Source organism: Flagellimonas pacifica (assembly GCF_900215465.1).
GTDB lineage: Bacteria > Bacteroidota > Bacteroidia > Flavobacteriales > Flavobacteriaceae > Flagellimonas > Flagellimonas pacifica.
The window spans coordinates 545,571-564,218 of the sequence record NZ_OBEH01000002.1 but is presented as its reverse complement, the minus strand read 5'-3'; the positions used below and the strand labels follow the sequence as shown (position 1 = coordinate 564,218).

The 18,648-nt window shown below is 37.0% G+C and carries 20 protein-coding genes; 10 read left to right on the top strand and 10 right to left on the bottom strand.

Annotated elements, in window-relative coordinates:
* The first annotated feature begins 56 nt into the window (after nt 1-56).
* From CRO15_RS08160 to CRO15_RS08150, 3 genes are read left to right on the top strand one after another with little or no spacing between them, the layout of a single operon-like run.
* Nucleotides 57-605 (top strand): hypothetical protein, encoded by a 549-nt coding sequence (locus tag CRO15_RS08160; protein WP_097045311.1) that lies wholly within the window; start codon nt 57-59, stop codon nt 603-605.
* 42 nt (nt 606-647) lie between these two features.
* Nucleotides 648-1,847 carry an alanine dehydrogenase gene (locus CRO15_RS08155; RefSeq protein WP_097045310.1) on the top strand — a complete coding sequence of 400 codons (1,200 nt, stop codon included), beginning with the start codon at nt 648-650 and terminating at the stop codon, nt 1,845-1,847.
* Nucleotides 1,848-1,853: 6 nt separating this feature from the next.
* Nucleotides 1,854-2,222: a hypothetical protein gene (locus tag CRO15_RS08150; protein ID WP_097045309.1), complete on the top strand. Its 369-nt coding sequence runs from the start codon at nt 1,854-1,856 to the stop codon at nt 2,220-2,222.
* Here CRO15_RS08150 and CRO15_RS08145 read toward each other — a convergent pair.
* On the bottom strand, nt 2,219-3,391 hold the full coding sequence (locus CRO15_RS08145; RefSeq protein WP_097045308.1) for a proline dehydrogenase family protein: 1,173 nt from the start codon (nt 3,389-3,391) through the stop codon (nt 2,219-2,221). The genes CRO15_RS08150 and CRO15_RS08145 overlap by 4 nt on opposite strands.
* Before the next feature lie 91 nt (nt 3,392-3,482).
* Here CRO15_RS08145 and aroB point away from each other — a divergent pair, with 91 nt between their 5' ends.
* Both aroB and CRO15_RS08135 read left to right on the top strand, forming a co-directional pair.
* The gene (gene aroB / locus CRO15_RS08140; protein ID WP_097045307.1) at nt 3,483-4,538 is read left to right on the top strand and encodes a 3-dehydroquinate synthase; all 1,056 of its coding nucleotides are present in this window, start codon (nt 3,483-3,485) and stop codon (nt 4,536-4,538) included.
* A gap of 96 nt (nt 4,539-4,634) precedes the next feature.
* Nucleotides 4,635-4,973 carry a hypothetical protein gene (locus CRO15_RS08135; RefSeq protein WP_097045306.1) on the top strand — a complete coding sequence of 113 codons (339 nt, stop codon included), beginning with the start codon at nt 4,635-4,637 and terminating at the stop codon, nt 4,971-4,973.
* A gap of 21 nt (nt 4,974-4,994) precedes the next feature.
* Here CRO15_RS08135 and CRO15_RS08130 read toward each other — a convergent pair whose 3' ends face one another.
* The 3 genes from CRO15_RS08130 to CRO15_RS08120 form a co-directional block, all read right to left on the bottom strand.
* Entirely contained in the window at nt 4,995-5,510 is a 516-nt protein-coding gene (locus CRO15_RS08130) for a DinB family protein (RefSeq protein WP_097045305.1), read from the bottom strand.
* A 19-nt stretch (nt 5,511-5,529) separates the two neighbouring features.
* Complete coding sequence (locus CRO15_RS08125) at nt 5,530-6,009, bottom strand: Lrp/AsnC family transcriptional regulator (RefSeq protein ID WP_055392737.1); 480 nt, start codon at nt 6,007-6,009, stop codon at nt 5,530-5,532.
* 100 nt (nt 6,010-6,109) lie between these two features.
* The gene (locus CRO15_RS08120) at nt 6,110-7,219 is read right to left on the bottom strand and encodes a M14 family metallopeptidase (protein ID WP_097045304.1); all 1,110 of its coding nucleotides are present in this window, start codon (nt 7,217-7,219) and stop codon (nt 6,110-6,112) included.
* A gap of 296 nt (nt 7,220-7,515) precedes the next feature.
* On the opposite strand from CRO15_RS08120, the gene CRO15_RS08115 reads away from it, so the two are divergent.
* From CRO15_RS08115 to CRO15_RS08105, 3 genes are read left to right on the top strand one after another with little or no spacing between them, the layout of a single operon-like run.
* On the top strand, nt 7,516-7,914 hold the full coding sequence (locus CRO15_RS08115) for a helix-turn-helix domain-containing protein (RefSeq protein ID WP_097045303.1): 399 nt from the start codon (nt 7,516-7,518) through the stop codon (nt 7,912-7,914).
* Nucleotides 7,915-7,959: 45 nt separating this feature from the next.
* Entirely contained in the window at nt 7,960-8,337 is a 378-nt protein-coding gene (locus CRO15_RS08110) for a DNA topoisomerase IV (RefSeq protein ID WP_097045302.1), read from the top strand.
* Between the two features lie 2 nt (nt 8,338-8,339).
* Nucleotides 8,340-9,152 carry a TerC family protein gene (locus tag CRO15_RS08105; protein WP_097045301.1) on the top strand — a complete coding sequence of 271 codons (813 nt, stop codon included), beginning with the start codon at nt 8,340-8,342 and terminating at the stop codon, nt 9,150-9,152.
* Nucleotides 9,153-9,158: 6 nt separating this feature from the next.
* On the opposite strand, the gene CRO15_RS08100 is transcribed toward CRO15_RS08105, so the two are convergent.
* From CRO15_RS08100 to CRO15_RS20010, 5 genes are all read right to left on the bottom strand, one after another.
* Nucleotides 9,159-10,115: a sterol desaturase family protein gene (locus tag CRO15_RS08100; protein WP_097045300.1), complete on the bottom strand. Its 957-nt coding sequence runs from the start codon at nt 10,113-10,115 to the stop codon at nt 9,159-9,161.
* Nucleotides 10,116-10,179: 64 nt separating this feature from the next.
* Complete coding sequence (locus tag CRO15_RS08095; protein ID WP_097045299.1) at nt 10,180-12,807, bottom strand: DNA gyrase/topoisomerase IV subunit A; 2,628 nt, start codon at nt 12,805-12,807, stop codon at nt 10,180-10,182.
* 30 nt (nt 12,808-12,837) lie between these two features.
* Nucleotides 12,838-14,691 carry a DNA topoisomerase IV subunit B gene (locus CRO15_RS08090; RefSeq protein WP_097045298.1) on the bottom strand — a complete coding sequence of 618 codons (1,854 nt, stop codon included), beginning with the start codon at nt 14,689-14,691 and terminating at the stop codon, nt 12,838-12,840.
* Nucleotides 14,692-14,805: 114 nt separating this feature from the next.
* A complete protein-coding gene (gene ychF, locus CRO15_RS08085; protein ID WP_097045297.1) occupies nt 14,806-15,900 on the bottom strand; it encodes a redox-regulated ATPase YchF in 1,095 nt (364 codons plus the stop codon).
* A 141-nt stretch (nt 15,901-16,041) separates the two neighbouring features.
* Nucleotides 16,042-16,170 (bottom strand): hypothetical protein, encoded by a 129-nt coding sequence (locus CRO15_RS20010; protein ID WP_280950961.1) that lies wholly within the window; start codon nt 16,168-16,170, stop codon nt 16,042-16,044.
* Between the two features lie 109 nt (nt 16,171-16,279).
* Between CRO15_RS20010 and speB the strand changes: the two genes are divergently transcribed.
* Nucleotides 16,280-17,056 carry an agmatinase gene (speB, locus tag CRO15_RS08080; RefSeq protein WP_097045296.1) on the top strand — a complete coding sequence of 259 codons (777 nt, stop codon included), beginning with the start codon at nt 16,280-16,282 and terminating at the stop codon, nt 17,054-17,056.
* 1 nt (nt 17,057) lies between these two features.
* Here the strand turns inward: speB and CRO15_RS08075 are convergent, their stop codons facing one another.
* Nucleotides 17,058-17,411, bottom strand: coding sequence for a 4Fe-4S dicluster domain-containing protein (locus tag CRO15_RS08075; protein ID WP_097045295.1), 354 nt, complete (start codon nt 17,409-17,411; stop codon nt 17,058-17,060).
* Nucleotides 17,412-17,497: 86 nt separating this feature from the next.
* On the opposite strand from CRO15_RS08075, the gene CRO15_RS08070 reads away from it, so the two are divergent.
* Nucleotides 17,498-18,544: an acyl-CoA reductase gene (locus CRO15_RS08070; protein WP_097045294.1), complete on the top strand. Its 1,047-nt coding sequence runs from the start codon at nt 17,498-17,500 to the stop codon at nt 18,542-18,544.
* The last annotated feature ends 104 nt before the right edge of the window (nt 18,545-18,648 follow it).

The following is an 18,648-nucleotide window of genomic DNA, read 5'->3' as shown; positions in this document are numbered from 1 at the left end:
TTCGGCAAGGGTTTTTTTTTACAATAATTTCAGGTATTTGTAGTTATCCTAATGTAATGAAGGAAAGAAAACCAATTAGGACCAAGCTGATAATTGAGGGATTGATAGCGCTAACAATTGCAATTACACCTGTACTTTTCTATTCCCATAAATATATTGCTGAAGGAAAACAAGAGATTGATATTCTGTTTTTTACCTTAACAGCTAATGGATTTGCTGACGCCGGTACGGCGTTATGGTTCTACTTAGTGAAAATAATTCCATTGACTCTACTGGTCATATGGTTTGTAACATGCAAACAATGGTGGTATCATGCCATATTGATTCCTATCTCCATGTACAGTTTTCAACTCTACAGTGTATTATCTTCAGATTCAGAGGCAGAAGCAATTGATGAAAATGAGATTTTCTACATTATAGCCGTAACTATGGTTGTGGTTCCTATAGTATACTTTATCAGAGTTAAATTAGTGGACAAACATGTTCATGGTATTGATCTGGATGCAATGGATACTGAACTCCAAATATTAAAGGAAAAGGAAGAGTTGCGCAAAGAGCGTGAGAAACTTGAACAACGCCAGAAGACCCTTGCAAAAAAAATGTAAATTTGTCCCATACCTCAGAGGTAATCAACAGATGTACATTGCATGAACCAGCCATCTTCTCCTTTTAGCAAACAACAACTTTTACCACAAGAAGAAACTTTAGAGATTCTAAAGCAAAAGGGAGAACTTTTTATTGGCCTTCCCAAAGAAAATCAATATCAAGAAAAACGTATCTGCCTTACTCCAGATGCCGTGAATGCTATTACGGCCCATGGACACAGGGTTTTAATTGAAGCTGGAGCTGGGGAAGGGGCCAATTTTTCAGATGCTGATTACAGCAATGCTGGTGGAGAGATTACACGTGATACAAAGAAAGTATTTTCATGCCCATTGATTCTTAAAGTAGAACCTCCTACGCTATCCGAAATTGATTTGCTAAATCCGCAGACCACTATCATTTCAGCCCTCCAAATAAAAACACAAAGCAAGGAGTATTTTGAGGCCATGGCCAAAAAACGCCTCACTGCAATTGCCTTTGAATATATTAGGGATGAAGATGGAAAATACCCAGCCGTACGTTCCCTTAGTGAAATTGCAGGGATTTCTTCGATACTTATAGCTTCAGAATTTATGGCCACTACCAATAAAGGGAACGGACTAATGTTCGGCAATATTAGTGGGGTTCCTCCCGTAGAGGTTGTTATTATAGGGGCTGGAACAGTAGGGGAATTTGCCGCACGTTCTGCGTTAGGCCTTGGTGCCAACATTAAGGTGTTTGATAATTCTATTACCAAGCTGAGAAATATTCAGACCAATCTTAACCAAACCATTTATACCTCTACCATTCAACCCAAAAATTTATTGAAAGCGTTAAAAAGATGTGATGTTGCCATTGGTGCAACCCGAGGTAAGGATCGCTCTCCTATTGTTGTTTCCAGTACAATGGTAGAGAATATGAAAAAGGGAGCCGTTATTATTGATGTAAGCATTGATATGGGGGGCTGTTTTGAAACGTCGGAAGTTACCAGTCATGACAAACCCACTATAGAAAAATACGATGTAATTCATTATGGTGTGCCCAATATTCCGTCTCGATATCCAAGAACTTCATCTATTTCTATTAGCAATATTTTCACCCCCTACCTTTTAAAATTGGGTGAGGATGGTGGACTTGAAAATTCTTTACGTTTTGATAAGGGACTCCGGAATGGATTATATATGTACCATGGAATCCTAACAAATAAATCTGTTGGGGACTGGTTTGGGCTCAATTATAGTGATATTAACTTTCTTATTTTCTAATTACGAATGGCATTTTTAAGACGATTGGGATGGTATCTTGTTGGACTATCCATAGGAATTGTATTTCTTGTTTTTTTTCTGAAAAAGAAATCTGGTGAAAACGGTATTGAGTTCTGCTATTTTCCAAACTGCAGGGTTTTGAAAGATATGCGCTCAAAACCAATATTGTTTTCTGATGATTTTAAATCTGAAAAAGACACCATGTTAGTGAAATCATTTTTGACCGAAGGAGATATTGATTTTGGAAAGAGTGATACCGAATCCAAACCATGCAAAACATATCTGATTAACCACGAAACCAAAAACAAAGAATTGATTTTAAAGGCTCAAAACTGCACCGATAAAATAATAATACTGTCGGTGGAAGAAAACTAAAGGTCAAGTTTCCTTCTTTTCTTCTCTTTTTGCAGCAATGAAAGTTCTCGTGTGGTCTGTCCTGCAACCGAGGTGTTTTCTTCTGCACGACGAATCAAATATGGCATCACATCTTTTACAGGTCCGTAAGGCACATATTTTGCAGCATTATACCCTTGACCTGTTAAATTAAAAGTAATGTGGTCACTCATTCCATAAAGCTGACCAAACCAAACATTGTTATCCGAAGAAGTGAGTTTATTCTTTTCCATTAACTCAACCAATTTCAAACAACTTTCTTCATTGTGGGTTCCTGCGAATATGGAAATCCTTTCCAAGTTTTCCATCATATAGGCAATTGCCGCATCAAAATTTTCATCTGTGGCCTTTTTAGACACACATATTGGACTTTTGTACCCCTGCTCTTTTGCTCTTTCATTTTCTTTTTCCATGTAAGCGCCCCGCACTACTTTGAGTCCAATTTTAAAGTTTTCCAAAGCAGCAATCTCATTCAAGTTTTTCAAATAATCCATACGGTCCCAACGGTACATTTGTAACGTATTGAAAACAACAGGTTTATTTTTATTGTATTTGCGCATCATTTGGAGCACAACATCATCTGCCGCATCTTGCATCCAACTTTCTTCAGCGTCAATGAGCAGGGCCACATCAAGATCATGTGCTTTTTTGCAAACTTTATCATATCGGGAAACTACTCTCTCCCATTCGTCAGATTCCGTTTCATTTAAAGATTTTCCAGCTGTTATTTTTTCATAAAGCCCAAAACGTCCAAATCCTGTGGGCTTGAATACTGCAAATGGTATTGCATCCTTTTCTTTGACAAAATCCAATACCTCCAAAGTCTTTTGCAAAGCAAAATCAAATTGATCTTCAACTTCTTTGCCTTCCACAGAATAATCTAAAATGGAGCAAACCTTTTTCTCATACATCTTATCAATGATCGGCATACAATCTTCCTCATTAACTCCACCGCAAAAATGATCAAAAACCGTAGCCCTGATCAAGCCTTCAATAGGGAGGTGCGCCTTAATTGCAAAATTGGTGACAGCGGTACCTATTTTAACCAGAGGTTCGTTGGCAATCAATTTAAATAAAAAGTATGCTCTTTCTAATTCCGAGTCAGTTTTAAGCTGAAATGCAATTGCTGTATTATCAAAATCCGGGTTCATTATTGTGAATCTATTAAAGAATCAAATATAGTAGGTAATCTAGAACAATTTCTATTAAAATAGTCTTTATTTTGCAGTGTAAATTAAGACAATGGAGTCTATTAAATCACAATCTTACGAAGTACATTTAGAAGATCTGGCCGAAGCTGCTCTAAAACAACATATTGCAAAAAACAATTATTCCAAAGTGTTTGTTTTAGTAGATGAGAACACGAAGAAATGTTGTTTGCCATCGTTTAAGGAAAAGTTAGGCTATTCCATTGACAAGGTATTTGAAATTAAATCGGGGGAAGAGCATAAAAACATTAATACTTGTTCCCAACTATGGCAATTGCTGTCTGACCATGATGGCGACCGCAAGAGTCTTCTAATAAATCTTGGAGGGGGGGTCCTTACTGATTTAGGTGGTTTTGTAGCTTCCACTTTTAAAAGAGGTATTGATTTTATAAATGTCCCCACTACCCTTTTATCAATGGTTGATGCATCTATTGGAGGTAAGACAGGCGTGGATTTGGGAGCACTGAAAAATCAAATTGGGGTAATAAACCAACCTCAGATGGTACTCATATTTCCTGAATATTTAAAAACTTTGGAAGACAGACAAGTAAAAAGTGGTTTTGCCGAAATGCTGAAACACGGACTTATCCAAGATGCTGATTATTGGAAATCATTAAAAGATTCAAATGATTACGCCAATGCGGATTATATTAAAAAATCCATAGCGATTAAAAATGATGTTGTAGTTCAAGATCCAACTGAACAAGGTCTCAGAAAAATATTGAATTTTGGGCACACACTTGGCCATGCTATTGAATCTTACTGCTTAGAACATGAGGAAAGACCCACTTTACTGCATGGTGAAGCTATAGCTATAGGCATGATTTTGGAGGGTTATCTTTCTCATCAACTAAAAGGTCTGTCTAAATTATCTTTAGAGGAAATAAAAAATACATTCTTAAAGTATTTTGCTCCCGTAGATTTTAACCCAGAGGATATTGATGCTATTTTGGAACTTTTAAAGTACGATAAAAAGAACTCCCATGGGAATGTGAATTTTGTGTTGTTGCAAAATATTGGCAAGGCCATTGCCGATGTAAAAGTCCCAGAGAATCTTTTTCAAGAAGCGTTTGCATACTACAAAGAATAACTAGTACGCATACTAAATTTTACAGTTTACAACTCTTTCCGTTTATCAGGTTCAAAAATGTATAGCTTAGGATAGGAAACCAAAAACCTATTCATCATGAAAAGAATATTAATCGATTACAAAAAACTGGACCACAAAGTTGCTGCAATTTTGATAGACTCCTATCCTTATGGTTATGGAGACGAGGATATCATTACGCTAAAAAAACCAAACGGAGAAATTATTGAAGCCGTAGAGGTCAAAACAAATGATGCCATCTACTTGGTAAAAATCAGCAAGAGTCTTTCTAGGTTTATTTCTAATTTTGAAGAAAACATTGAAAAAGAACTAGAAAAAAGTAAAGCTGATCAACCTATAGTCAGCAACGAAGGAGAACAAACCATCAATCCGGAATTAGAATCAGATATAGACACCGAAACTGATCACTTATACTAGACAATTACTTAATCAAGTCTCTTACAAATAGCGCTCACGAACAATCTTTAGGTGATGGGCCTGATGTCCACAAATGATGAATCCCATTGCCCTTGTGCTCATGTCAGAACCGCTGGCATTACCAACCCGTTTTAGAGCTTCGTCATTAAATGACCTAAATAGGCTAAGGGTTGATTCCCTGACCGTATTGTATTCGTCAATAATTGTTTTCTTGGTTCTTGACCCCGCATTACTCTCCGGCACGTAAATATCCTGGTCAAAACCAGCCAAAGCTAACTTGTCATTTCTACCAAAGCGTAGAGCCCTGTACTGAAATACCCGTTCAGCATCAATAACATGTAAAATAAGTTCTGCCAAAGTCCATTTACCTTCGGCATACGCATACGATAATTTATCTTTCGAGATATTCTCAAGGAAAGAGATAAACTCATCTTTCCCATTTCCCAATTCAGTAATTAAGTCATTTTCCCCAACCGACAGAATGTAGTTGTGGTAAAAAGGAGCGTACTCCGATGCGGAAAGATCAGAAACAAGCATACTTAATTTGGAGAATATATTAAAGCTCGTTGAAAATTGTGTGCATCAAACGTTTTTTATCATTGATGCTTTCCTCCAAAGATATCATAGTCTCCGTCCTACTGATACCATCAATATCATCAATTTTAAAGATAATATTCTTGGCATGGGTAGTGTCCTTAGCCCTAATTTTACAGAAAATATTAAACTTACCTGTTGTGATATGAGCAACCGTAACGTATGGAATTTGATTTAATCGTTCCAAAACAAACTTGGTCTGATGTGTTTTTTCCAAAAAGATACCTACATAAGCGATGAAGGAATATCCTAATTTAACATAGTCCAGTGTTAACGAAGAACCTTTAATGATACCAGATTCTTCCATCTTTTTAACCCTAACATGAACAGTACCCGCAGAAATCAACAATTTTTTGGCAATATCCGTAAAAGGCGTACGGGTATTATCAATTAACATGTCTAATATCTGGTGATCGATTTCGTCTAATTTTACTTTGCTCATTGTGCTAATATTTTCAACAAAATTAGTTAATTAAGAAATTATACGTAATAAAAAAGCATTTTTTTTAAATAAAATGTAACAATTTGATGAAATTGTCTTTTTATGCTTCAATATTTTTTATAAGTTGAAGTATGTTTGCCTGGGAAGATAGAAGCTTTAAGTCTTTTTGTTGTAAACAATCATAGGTTTTATGACCATAATATCCTTTTAACAAACCAATGTCGGCAACTTCCGGCTCAAATGAAATAGAGTCATCCTTTAAAACCTCTTTAAAACGTATACCAATGCAAGTTTCTTCGTTAAGCTCTGTATTTACTATCTGTGAATTCCTAACTAGGATATCATAAAAAAGCTTCTGGTTTTCAGGAATTTTAAAATAATCTTCAGTTTTAAAATCTTCAACTTGATTTTGTGCAACAACTCCAAGGCTTTCAATAAGCGCATAAAAAACCAACTCCCTTGTTCTTTCCCTATTATAATCATCTGGAAAATGTCCAGCCTCAAAAAGTATGGTAGGAACACCGGCCATTTGGAAGGAGTCACCAACACAGTTGTCATTAAAGCCATCGTCATACCTCCCCACTTGACCCGGAATTAGAGTTTGTAGTTTTTTGTTCATTGCAACAATCAACTTCATCGCCTTTTCCCTGACGGGTGTAAGCTTGCGACTTTCATCACTTGCTGGAGATAAAAAGGCGACTGTTGCTGGTTTGTTGGTATTTCCTGCACTAAAAAGTGTGCGCTGATCGTGAAGATTAAAACAGAAGTTAGGTTTGAAATCCGCAAAAAGCTTTCTTAAAATTTTACTTTCTGGCTGAGTCAATTGTTTGGCATCCCTATTCAAATCAATTTCACTTGCATTTACCCTGGTGTAATTTTTTGCTCCATCTGGATTTAGAATCGGAACAATTAAAAGTGAGCAGTTTTCCAGAATCTCAGTTGCAAATGAATTATCCGAGTTTAAAAAATTGATCAAATCCAAAACAGCTTTTGTAGTCGTGGATTCATTTCCATGCATTTGGGACCACATTAAAATACGATTCTCTCCACTTCCAACGCTAATAGAGAAAATTGTTTCACCATTAACTGAATACCCAACATCTTTAACGCAAGAATTTGGAAGCCGTGTCAGCCAAACGGTTTTAAGAGTTTCACAGGTAACATATCTACCAAAAACAGATTCCTCCTTTACCGCCAAATAATCAATCATTATAATCCCACTAGAGTTGAAGGTTACAAAAGTAAATCATCTGATTGTTACAAATGTCATCAAAATTGTATTGCAACAGCATACAATTGTAATCAATTTTGACTAGCATTGTTCACAAATGCACCAATTTCCATCCTGTCAATTTATAAAATTTATGGTTTAAATTTAATATTCTATAAAACAGAATGTTATGAATTCTTATTTAACTAATTAATTCAATTTTTTATCTTTATAATGATGCTTATTGTTTTGTTTTAGGCAACTACAATCATTACCTTTACTCAATATTTCGTACAATTGTGAACGAAGATGTGATACAACGAATCCGAACCATCATTAAGCACTATGACCTCAGTGTATCTTCCTTTGCGGATAAGATTGGTGTGCAGCGCTCAAGCATTTCCCACTTACTTAATGGAAGAAACAAACCAAGCTTGGATTTTGTTCTTAAAGTGATTCATACCTATCCTGAAGTTAATCTTTATTGGCTATTAAATGGAAAAGGGGAATTTCCATCTAAAGAAAATCCGGACCGCTCCCCTGCCGCTAGTTCAAATACAACCAATACAGGAGCAGGTTCTTCATACGAGGATGTTCCTCAACAAGTGCCAAAATCTTCCACAGTAAAGGAACCTATAAGAATCGTGATTTTTTATACTGATGGAACCTTTGATTCTTTTGATGCAAAAAAATAGTAAGCTTGTTTAGTTACTTCATTACTTTCTCTTTACTTTGTAATCATGTTAAAACCACTACTCTTTATCTTTCTGGTATTTGTTTTTTTTGGATGCCACGAACCTCCTCAACGCAGTTGTAGCAATTTTAAAACTGGAGAGTTTTCATTTACATCAATTATAGACGGGGAAGAAAAAACGACTACTTTTAAAAGAACAATGGACACGGAAGTAGATTTTTTTGAAGGCAAGCAAGACACCTCTTCCATACGATGGATCAATGATTGTGAATACATTTTAAAGAATAAGAACCCAAAAAGCAAGGCTGAAGAAAAATCAATTCACATAAAAATATTGACAACTACGGATTCTTCTTATACATTTGAATACAACGCCATAGGCGATAAACAGAAATTTAAAGGAACTGCTTTCAAAATACACTAACCATGTTTGAAATTTTTACCAGCCCTGATGCCTGGATGGCATTGCTGACTCTGACGTTTTTGGAAATCATATTAGGAATAGATAACATCATATTTATTTCCATTGCAGCGGGGAAACTAGAAAAAAAGGATAGAAGAAAAGCCACCAATCTTGGATTGGTGCTCGCCATGGCAATGAGAATCCTTCTTCTTTTTGGAATAACTTGGCTAACCAAAATGAAGAAACCATTTTTAGTACTGGATGAATCCTGGGTTACTGGAGGCATTAGTTGGCAGGCTGTTATTCTATTCTTGGGCGGTCTTTTTCTTTTATATAAAAGCACCAAGGAAATCCACGAAAAAATTGAGGACCGAGGGCATGACGAACGAGAAGTGACTAAATCACGATCTTCTTCATTGACTAACGCAATAGTTCAAATTACAGTAATAAATATTGTCTTTTCTTTTGACTCTATTTTAACAGCCATAGGGATGACCAATGGCATCTCACCCAATCCAATGGATGCTTTGGTCTTAATGGTCACTGCCGTGGTAATCTCTGTAGTTATTATGATGTTGTTCGCAAACCCTGTTGGAGAATTTGTAAACAGACATCCTTCCGTTCAAGTATTGGGATTATCTTTTCTTATCCTAATCGGCTTTATGTTGATTGCCGAAGCTGCACATCTATCTCATTTGGTTGTATTTGACAATGAGGTAGGTGCCATTCCTAAAGGATATCTCTATTTTGCCATTTCATTCTCATTGATGGTTGAGTTTTTTGACCTCAGAATGCAAAAGAACAAGAAAAAAGGTCAAGAAATTACAGAAGAGTAAATATTTCTAATTGGGTCGCTGATAGGATAGCTCTGGATGATTTTCCTTATGCTCCCTACTAAGTTTTTGCTGTTGTTTAACCGTAAGGGTACTACCATCATGACTCCATCCAGGAGGACCAAAGATATACATTAGCTTATGGGATAGCTTCTTGGATTTTTTCACATCTTTCCATATATCCTTAAACTCATGAGTTAGGATTACAACAGGATTATACGATTCTGGCGAATGAATCACTCCATATTTTACATCGACATCATCATCCAATTCTTTCCATGTTCCAAACATTTTATCAAAAATGTTTAAAAACCCTCCGTGGTTTTTGTCCAAGTATTCAACATTCTGAGCATGGTGCACTTGATGCATGGTATGGGTATTGAATATTTTTTCAATGAACCCCATTTTTGGAACGTAAACGGAATGCAGTTGGAATTGCCAAAGTGCCTCTATCCCCAAACATACAACTACCATTTCTGGTGGAAAGCCAATAGCTGGCAGCCACATATAAAATAAAGGTTTGTATAAAATAGTAAACCATCCGTTGCGTACAGCGGTTCCCAAATTGTAATTATCGGAAGAATGATGTACAATATGCGCTGCCCATAAAATTCGTATTTCATGATTGGCCCTATGAAACCAATAATATGTAAAATCATCAGCTAGTTGGCATAATAACCAAACATACCATGCATAGCCAAAAGACTCGTACCCCAAAAGGTTTTGTCTGACTCCATTGACCAATGGATTACACAGCTCATAAACAGACTCAAAAAGTACAATTGCAAATATGACTTTAAACAGAGGTCCCAACAATGCGGAACCAATTCCCATAAAACCACTAGCGGCTAAATCTTTCCAATTGTAGAGATGATCATCACCATGTGTTTTACTATAAGTAAGTTCAACTAAAATAAAAGCAATAAAAACTGGTACGCCATATACCAGCGGGTTAGTAAAATCCATACGAGGGAATTAGGTTGTTGGTTAGGTGTGTAACTTATAGCGCCAAAATAGGTAGAATAATGCATTAAAACAAAGTGGGTTGATCAGAACCTTCATCTTTTGACTCCTGATTACCGTCCAAAGCATCTATACTTTCCTCATCAACCACCTCTATCTCTTCTGGGGCGGGCTCTTTCGGTTCCTCAAAAGGTAAAGGCTCCAATACGTTAATATTTTTGACTTTTTCAGAGGTGAGCTGATTTCCTACAGCCTTTATTCCTTTTACTGATATAAAACTTTCTATATCTACTTGCTGATTTGGTTTCGCCTCTTTCCCCCTTGGTTTTGGAAACTCAATTTCAATCATGGGTCGCCAATCTGTGGAAACCAGTTCAAGATGGGATTTTGGATGTTCCGAGATAACCGTTTCCTCTTTATTGGAATTCTCAATCAAAAAACGCTTTATATAATATCGCTCTTTTTCACCTTCATAATGAACAACGGAAATGGGTTTTTTAGGATTCCACTTCTCCAATACAATCATATCATCGTTAAAACGAGTTAGAAGGTCCGGCGGAATTGTTTTTACTTTCCCTTTTTGATCCATCACCAATAAAAGGTCTTCACCTCTGAAATCGCCCAAAAGCTCCCCTCTTCCATCAACATTTAATCGGCTCACAATATCATCGAACCAAATTTTTCTTGGCTTAAGGGTTGATACTCCTTTCTCTTTTAGTTCGATACGCTTCACTGCATACTTGGTAACCAAATTACCTTTGGATGCTCTGCCCTTAATCAAAACATCGGCAAAGTCCAAATCCCATTTCAATTTTTTAATACTTCCTGATTGTCTCAATAATACGGTAATGACCTCTGCTTCTCCATTGGGGTTTGCTGAAAAGTAAAGTACCTCCGCAGAAGGTTTACCACCAGCCAAATGATAAATTTTATCTCTAGTGATACTGGTAACATTAAACCTTTTAACATAGCTTGGACCTCCCCTGCCATCCTTATAAATCATATTATAAGTGGTACGATTGTCCTTCTTTTTAAAGACTGCTACGTGCATGATATTCTTGCCAATAAAGATTTTGGAATCCACCTTAGTGACCATCATCTCCCCTTTTTGGGTAAAAACAATAATGTCATCTATATCGCTGCAGTCGGTAACATATTCATCCCTACGCAATGAGGTGCCAATAAACCCTTCTTCCCTGTTTACATAGAGCTTTGTATTTCGGATAACTACTTTAGTGGCCTCAATATCATCAAAGATTTTTATCTCTGATTTCCGCTCACGTCCTTTGCCATATTTCTTTTTAAGTTCCTTAAAATAATCTATGGCATAATCCACCAAATGCTCTAAATGGTGTTTGGTCTGCGCAATTCGCTCATCTAAACTGTCAATAAGTTGTTGGGCTTTTTCCAAATCGAATTTGGAAATTCGCTTGATTCGGATTTCTGTCAAACGAACGATGTCGTCTTCAGTAACAGCCCTTTTCAACTTTTTGGTATGGGGTTTTAAGCCTTTGTCAATCGCAGTAATAACTCCTTCCCAAGTTTCCTCCTCCTCAATATCGCGATAAATTCGGTTTTCAATAAAAATGCGTTCCAAAGAGGCAAAGTGCCATTGTTCTTCTAGTTCACCTAGTTGTATTTCCAGTTCGGCTTTTAGTAGCTCAACTGTATAATCCGTGGAGCGTTCCAACATTTCACGAACTCCAATAAATAAAGGCTTATTATCTTCAATGATACACCCCAATGGCGATATGGATGACTCACAAGCTGTAAAAGCATAAAGGGCATCTATAGTTTTATCAGGGGAAATACCACTTGGCAGGTGCACTAAAATTTCAACATCCGCAGCTGTATTATCCTCAATTTTCTTGATCTTTATTTTACCCTTATCATTGGCCTTAAGGATAGAATCTATTAAAGAAGAAGTATTGGTTCCATAAGGTATCTCATTAATTACCAAGGTGTTTTTATCCAGGGTTGAAATCTTGGCACGCACCCTGACCTTACCGCCACGCAAGCCCTCATTATAGTTGGTGACATCGATAATTCCAGCAGTTGGGAAATCTGGAAACAACTTAAATCGCTGACCTTTCAAATGCTTTATGGAAGCATCTATCAATTCATTAAAATTATGGGGTAAAATCTTTGTGGACAGACCAACAGCAATTCCTTCAGCTCCTTGCGCTAACAGCAAAGGGAACTTGACCGGCAAATTGACGGGTTCTTTTTTACGTCCATCGTAGGATAGTTGCCATTCGGTAATTTTGGGACTATAAACAACCTCAAGCCCAAATTTTGAAAGTCTTGCTTCTATATATCTTGAAGCCGCGGCACTATCCCCTGTAAGAATATTTCCCCAGTTACCCTGAGTATCAATAAGAAGGTCCTTCTGCCCTATCTGCACCATGGCATCCGCAATACTGGCATCGCCGTGAGGATGGTATTGCATGGTATGCCCAACAACATTAGCTACTTTGTTATACCTGCCATCGTCCAATTCCTTTAGTGCATGCATAATTCTACGCTGAACAGGCTTAAAACCATCTTCAATCGCGGGAACAGCACGTTCCAAAATAACATAAGAGGCGTAGTCTAAAAACCAATCTTTGTACATTCCCGTAACCTTTGTAAGGCTATCTTGGGAACTGTCTTGGTTTTCTAAACCTTCATCATTCAAAGCTTCGTTCTCTTCCATTTAGAAGGAGTTCGTTTAGTTGGTTTATAGTTATTTATCATCTATTAAGTCAAGTTCAACTTTAAGGTTTCTTATAATGAATTCTTGACGGTCTGGAGTATTTTTACCCATATAAAACTTTAGCAAGTTATCAATACTCATTGCTTTATCCAGCATTACTGGCTCCAATCGGATATCATCACCAATAAAATGTTTAAACTCATCAGGAGAAATTTCACCCAATCCTTTAAATCGGGTAATTTCAGGTTTACCAGTAAGTTTTTGAATAGCATTCCTCCTTTCCTCCTCGCTATAGCAATAAATTGTCTCCTTTTTATTTCGTACTCTAAAAAGTGGAGTTTGAAGGATATATAGATGATTTTCCTTTATCAATTCAGGAAAAAATTGCAAAAAGAATGTAATAAGTAGTAACCGTATGTGCATTCCATCAACATCGGCATCAGTAGCAATTACAATATTATTATAACGCAAATCCTCCATGGATTCTTCAATGTTCAAGGCTGCTTGCAAAAGATTGAATTCCTCATTTTCATATACAATCTTTTTAGACATTCCGTAGGAGTTCAACGGCTTACCTCGTAAACTAAATACAGCCTGCGTATTTACATCCCTAGATTTGGTGATAGACCCTGAAGCAGAATCTCCCTCTGTTATAAACAGTGTGGATTCCAACCTCCTATCCTTCTTCATATCCTGAAGGTGAACTCGGCAATCACGTAGTTTTTTATTGTGTAAACTTGCCTTTTTGGCTCGGTCACGCGCTAACTTTCGAATACCTGAAAGTTCTTTTCGCTCTTTTTCAGCCTGCACAATCTTACGCTGAATGGCTTCTGCAGTATTTTGATTTTTGTGAAGGTAATTATCAAGATACTTTCCAATAAAATCGTTGATGTATGTCCGAACGGTGGGAAGTTTTCCACCCATATCCGTTGAACCCAATTTGGTCTTGGTCTGACTCTCAAATACCGGTTCCATTACTTTAATGGAAATGGCTGAAATTATTGACTTTCTGATGTCTGAAGCATCATAGTTCTTTCCATAATAATCCCTAACGGTCTTAACAATAGCTTCCCTAAAAGCCGCCTGATGCGTACCTCCTTGAGTGGTATGCTGTCCATTAACAAAGGAATGGTATTCTTCGCTGTATTGGGTTTTACTATGGGTTATGGCCACTTCAATGTCATCTCCCTTCAAGTGGATTATTGGATATAAAAAATCTTCTTCATTATTGTTATCCTCCAATAAATCCTTCAATCCATTCTCTGAATGGAATTTTTCACCATTAAAGACTATAGTCAACCCAGGGTTTAGGTAAACATAGTTTTTGAGCATGCGCTCCACATACTCATTGCGATATTTGAATTTTTTGAAAATGGATTCGTCGGGAATAAAGCTAACCTTGGTCCCTCTTCTACGTGAAGTTTCCTCTAAAAGCTCCTCATTCACCAAATCTCCAGTTTGGAACTCTGCAGATTTTGATTTTCCATCCCTAGTGGATTCCACCTTAAAATATGTGGATAGTGCATTCACCGCCTTGGTACCTACTCCATTCAATCCAACAGATTTTTTAAAGGCACGGGTATCATATTTACCCCCAGTGTTCATTTTGGAAACCACATCCACCACTTTACCAAGTGGTATGCCCCTTCCGTAATCCCGAACATTAACAGTATTTTCCTTTATATTTATTTCTATGGTCTTACCTGCTCCCATGACAAATTCGTCAATACAGTTGTCCATGACTTCTTTAAGAAGAATATAAATACCATCATCCGCGGAAGAACCATCGCCCAGTTTACCAATATACATTCCGGGACGCATGCGAATATGCTCCTTCCAATCCAGTGAACGAATGTTATCCTCTGTATACTGGGTTTCTGCCATAAGAAAAGGGTTAATCCTTGCTAATATAAAATTTAGCCACAAAAATTAAAGTGAAGTAGGCAGAAAGTAATCAACAAAAGCTGTTGATATAACTAGATGTGCTGTAACTCAAGGCTAAACATTAAACCTAAAATGCATTACATCCCCATCTTTAACCACATATTCTTTTCCTTCCACACGCATTTTTCCAGCTTCTTTGACTTTGGCTTCATTGCCGTACTGCACATAATCATCATAAGAAATAACCTCGGCACGAATGAATCCTTTTTCAAAATCGGTGTGAATCACTCCAGCTGCCTGCGGAGCAGTTGCACCCACAGGTATGGTCCATGCTCTTACTTCTTTTTCTCCCGCAGTAAAATAAGTTTCCAAATCCAATAATTTGTACGCACCACGAATCAATTTGGCCGAACCTGGTTCTGATAACCCTAAGTCCTCAAGGAACAATTGGCGCTCTTCGTAAGTTTCCAGTTCGGTAATATCTGCCTCTGTACCAACTGCCAAGAAAATCACCTCTGCATTTTCATTGGCCACAGCGGCTTTTACTTTTTCCACATATGCATTTCCTTCTGTTGCAGCTCCTTCATCCACATTGCAGACATACATTACGGGTTTGTCCGTAATCAATTGCAAAGGTTTTACAAACTCAGCGTGGTCATCCACACTTACTTCAATTGCACGCACTGATTTCCCTGCTTCCAGACCCTCTTTTAATGCACTAAGGACAGTTTCTTCCTTTTGGGCATCTTTATTTCCAGTTTTAGCAGCTCGTTTTACTTTGTCAAGCTTCTTTTCAACACTTTCTAAATCTTTTAGCTGGAGTTCCATATCTATGGTCTCCTTGTCCCTTATTGGGTCTATGGAACCATCTACATGTACAATATTGTCATTGTCAAAGCATCGTAATACATGAAGAATAGCGTCCGTTTCACGAATATTCCCCAAAAACTGGTTTCCCAATCCCTCTCCTTTACTCGCTCCTTTTACCAATCCGGCAATATCCACAATTTCCACGGTGGCCGGAATAACACGTTCAGGGTTTACTAACTCTTCTAATTTTTCCAATCTGGTGTCCGGTACATTCACAACACCAATATTGGGTTCAATGGTACAAAACGGAAAATTGGCACTTTGTGCCTTAGCATTGGACAAACAATTGAACAATGTTGATTTTCCTACGTTTGGCAATCCTACAATACCAGCTTTCATTAAAAAGATATTTAGCTATTAGATTTAGGTAGTCAGTGTCAGATCAATTTTCTACGATATTTGTTCGCTGAAAACTGAATACTGATTTTTCGGTTGCAAATATAAGTTGAAGTTTTGTATGGAAGTATACATTTAGTACCACTAAAAACCCTTAAGAAGAAAATAGATTCCTAAAACCACCACAGATACAATTCCTAAAATGGCAATAACCGAAAGAATACACCCTATCTGCTTCCAAAAACCATTGTATTCCTTCTCTTTTTCTTCCATAAAATTTGAAATTGTCTTGATTCGCCAAAAGTAAAAAGAAATGGTTGGTTAACTAAATTTTCAAAATGGAATTAGATCAAAATCGTTAAGAAGTTTATAGTTTTGATGCATGACCAAAGTAGTAGTTCAAGGTTTCCTGTTTGATGAAAAGTCTTCTTATCTAAAAGGTCCAAGTTTAGCTCCTCCCATAATCCGAAAGGCCTATCACAGTAGTTCTGCCAATTATTATTCAGAGAACGGTTGCCTGATAGCTCCTGAACTGTTCAATGATTTGGGTGATTCTGAAATTAAAGAATACTTCGATATAAACAAGGTGACCCTCAAAAATTTAGAAGCAAGGAAACCTCTTATAACTCTGGGTGGGGATCATTCCATCACTTTTCCAATTATCCAAGCCTTTTATTCCATTTATGGAAAGGTGGATATTTTACACATTGATGCCCACAGTGACCTTTATAAAGATTTTGAAGGTGATACATACTCGCATGCATGTCCTTTTTATAACATTATGGAAAATGGGCTTGCCGAAAATTTATACCAAGTAGGTATCCGAACATTGAATGAAGAGCAACGGGCCAATGCCAAAAAATTTGGTGTAACAATCAATGAAATGAAAGATTTTCAATCTTTTATAATTCCAGTTTTTAAAAATCCGCTATACCTTTCCGTTGATTTAGATGCATTAGACCCTGCGTATGCGCCAGGTGTTTCCCATCATGAACCCGGAGGGTTAAGCACACGGCAACTCATCGAGATAATTCAAAAAATCAATGTTCCTTTAATTGGTGCAGATATTGTTGAATATAATCCAACACGAGACATTAACGACATGACTGCAATGGTCAGTGCTAAGTTGTTTAAAGAAATAGCATCAAAAATGATCTAAGTTAACCGTCTGGGTGCATAAATTTCTGCTTTCCAAGTAGTTCTTCCTCAGATTCCTCCCTATCCTCATCGGGAACACAACAATCAACGGGACAAACTGCTGCACACTGGGGTTCTTCATGAAAGCCCATACATTCAGTACATTTATCGGGTGCTATATAGTAAATCTCATCACTTACAGGAACCTGAACTTCATCCGCATTCACTGCCTTTCCATCCGGAAGTACCACATCTCCAGTCAAAGAAGTACCATCGCTATATCTCCACTCATCCGCTCCTTCGTATATTGCCGTATTTGGGCACTCAGGCTCACAAGCTCCACAATTAATACATTCGTCTGTTATAATAATTGCCATAATTTTCTTTTCCTAATAGGCTGAATCAATTCAGCATGCTTAATTTTGCACAAAAATAAACCCTACTAATTTAGTGTACAAATATAATGAGCAGGTATATCTCAACATTAGAAGCTTTTGTTAAACTTGGAAGTTTTCTCCGTGATTTTTGCGAAAATCGTAATGACAAGAATTCTGATAAATACAACAAAATCAATGACATACTAATTAGGGCGGAGCAAAAAAATGGTTGGTTTACCTATGAAAACCTAATTTTTTCCTTGGAACAATGGGTGGGTCAGCTCACCAATGAAAACCTTACTCATTGGGTCGCCAATTATCCGATAGACCAAGAAAGATCTTCTAAAACCATTGGTATTGTAATGGCTGGCAATATTCCTCTAGTGGGCTTTCATGACTTTTTATGTGTACTATTGACGGGAAACAAGGTTTTGGCAAAACTGTCCTCAAATGACACTGTATTACTGCCATTTTTAGCTGATTGTCTAATTGAGTATGAACCAAGTCTAGCGGATAAAATCCAGTTTATTGAAGGCAAGTTTGAACATTTTGATGCCGTAATAGCTACGGGCAGCAACAACACCAGTCGCTACTTTGAATATTACTTTGGCAAAAAACCTAATATCATCCGAAAGAACAGAAATGCTATAGCCATCATTACAGGAGAAGAATCCAATGAAGAACTTCAGGATCTTGGCAAGGATATTTTCAAATATTTTGGTTTGGGGTGTAGAAATGTCTCAAAAATCTATGTGCCATCAGATTATGATTTTGACCAATTCTTCAATGCAATTTTCACCTATCAAGACATTATTCATCAAAACAAGTATGCCAACAACTACGATTACAACAAAGCAGTGTATTTAATGAGTGAGTTCAAGATTTTAGACAATGGATTTCTCATTTTAAAGGAAGATAGCAGTTTTGCCTCCCCTATTGCTTCCCTTTTCTATGAACGATACGATTCTACCCAAGCATTAAAGCAACAGCTGAAAGAACGAGAGGAAGACATTCAATGTATTGTTTCCAAAGGAATGTTTGATGGGGAAGTTGCTTTTGGTGAAACTCAAAAACCACAGTTGAGTGACTATGCAGATGGTGTGGACACCTTAAAATTTCTTTTGGAACTATAGCACAAAAGGACTGTTTTTTGATCCAAGTTTTTTTAAGACCTTTATCGCTTAATTCAAAAAAGAACCTTGCCCAACCTTTAAGTATTGTTTGGCAATTTTGACTC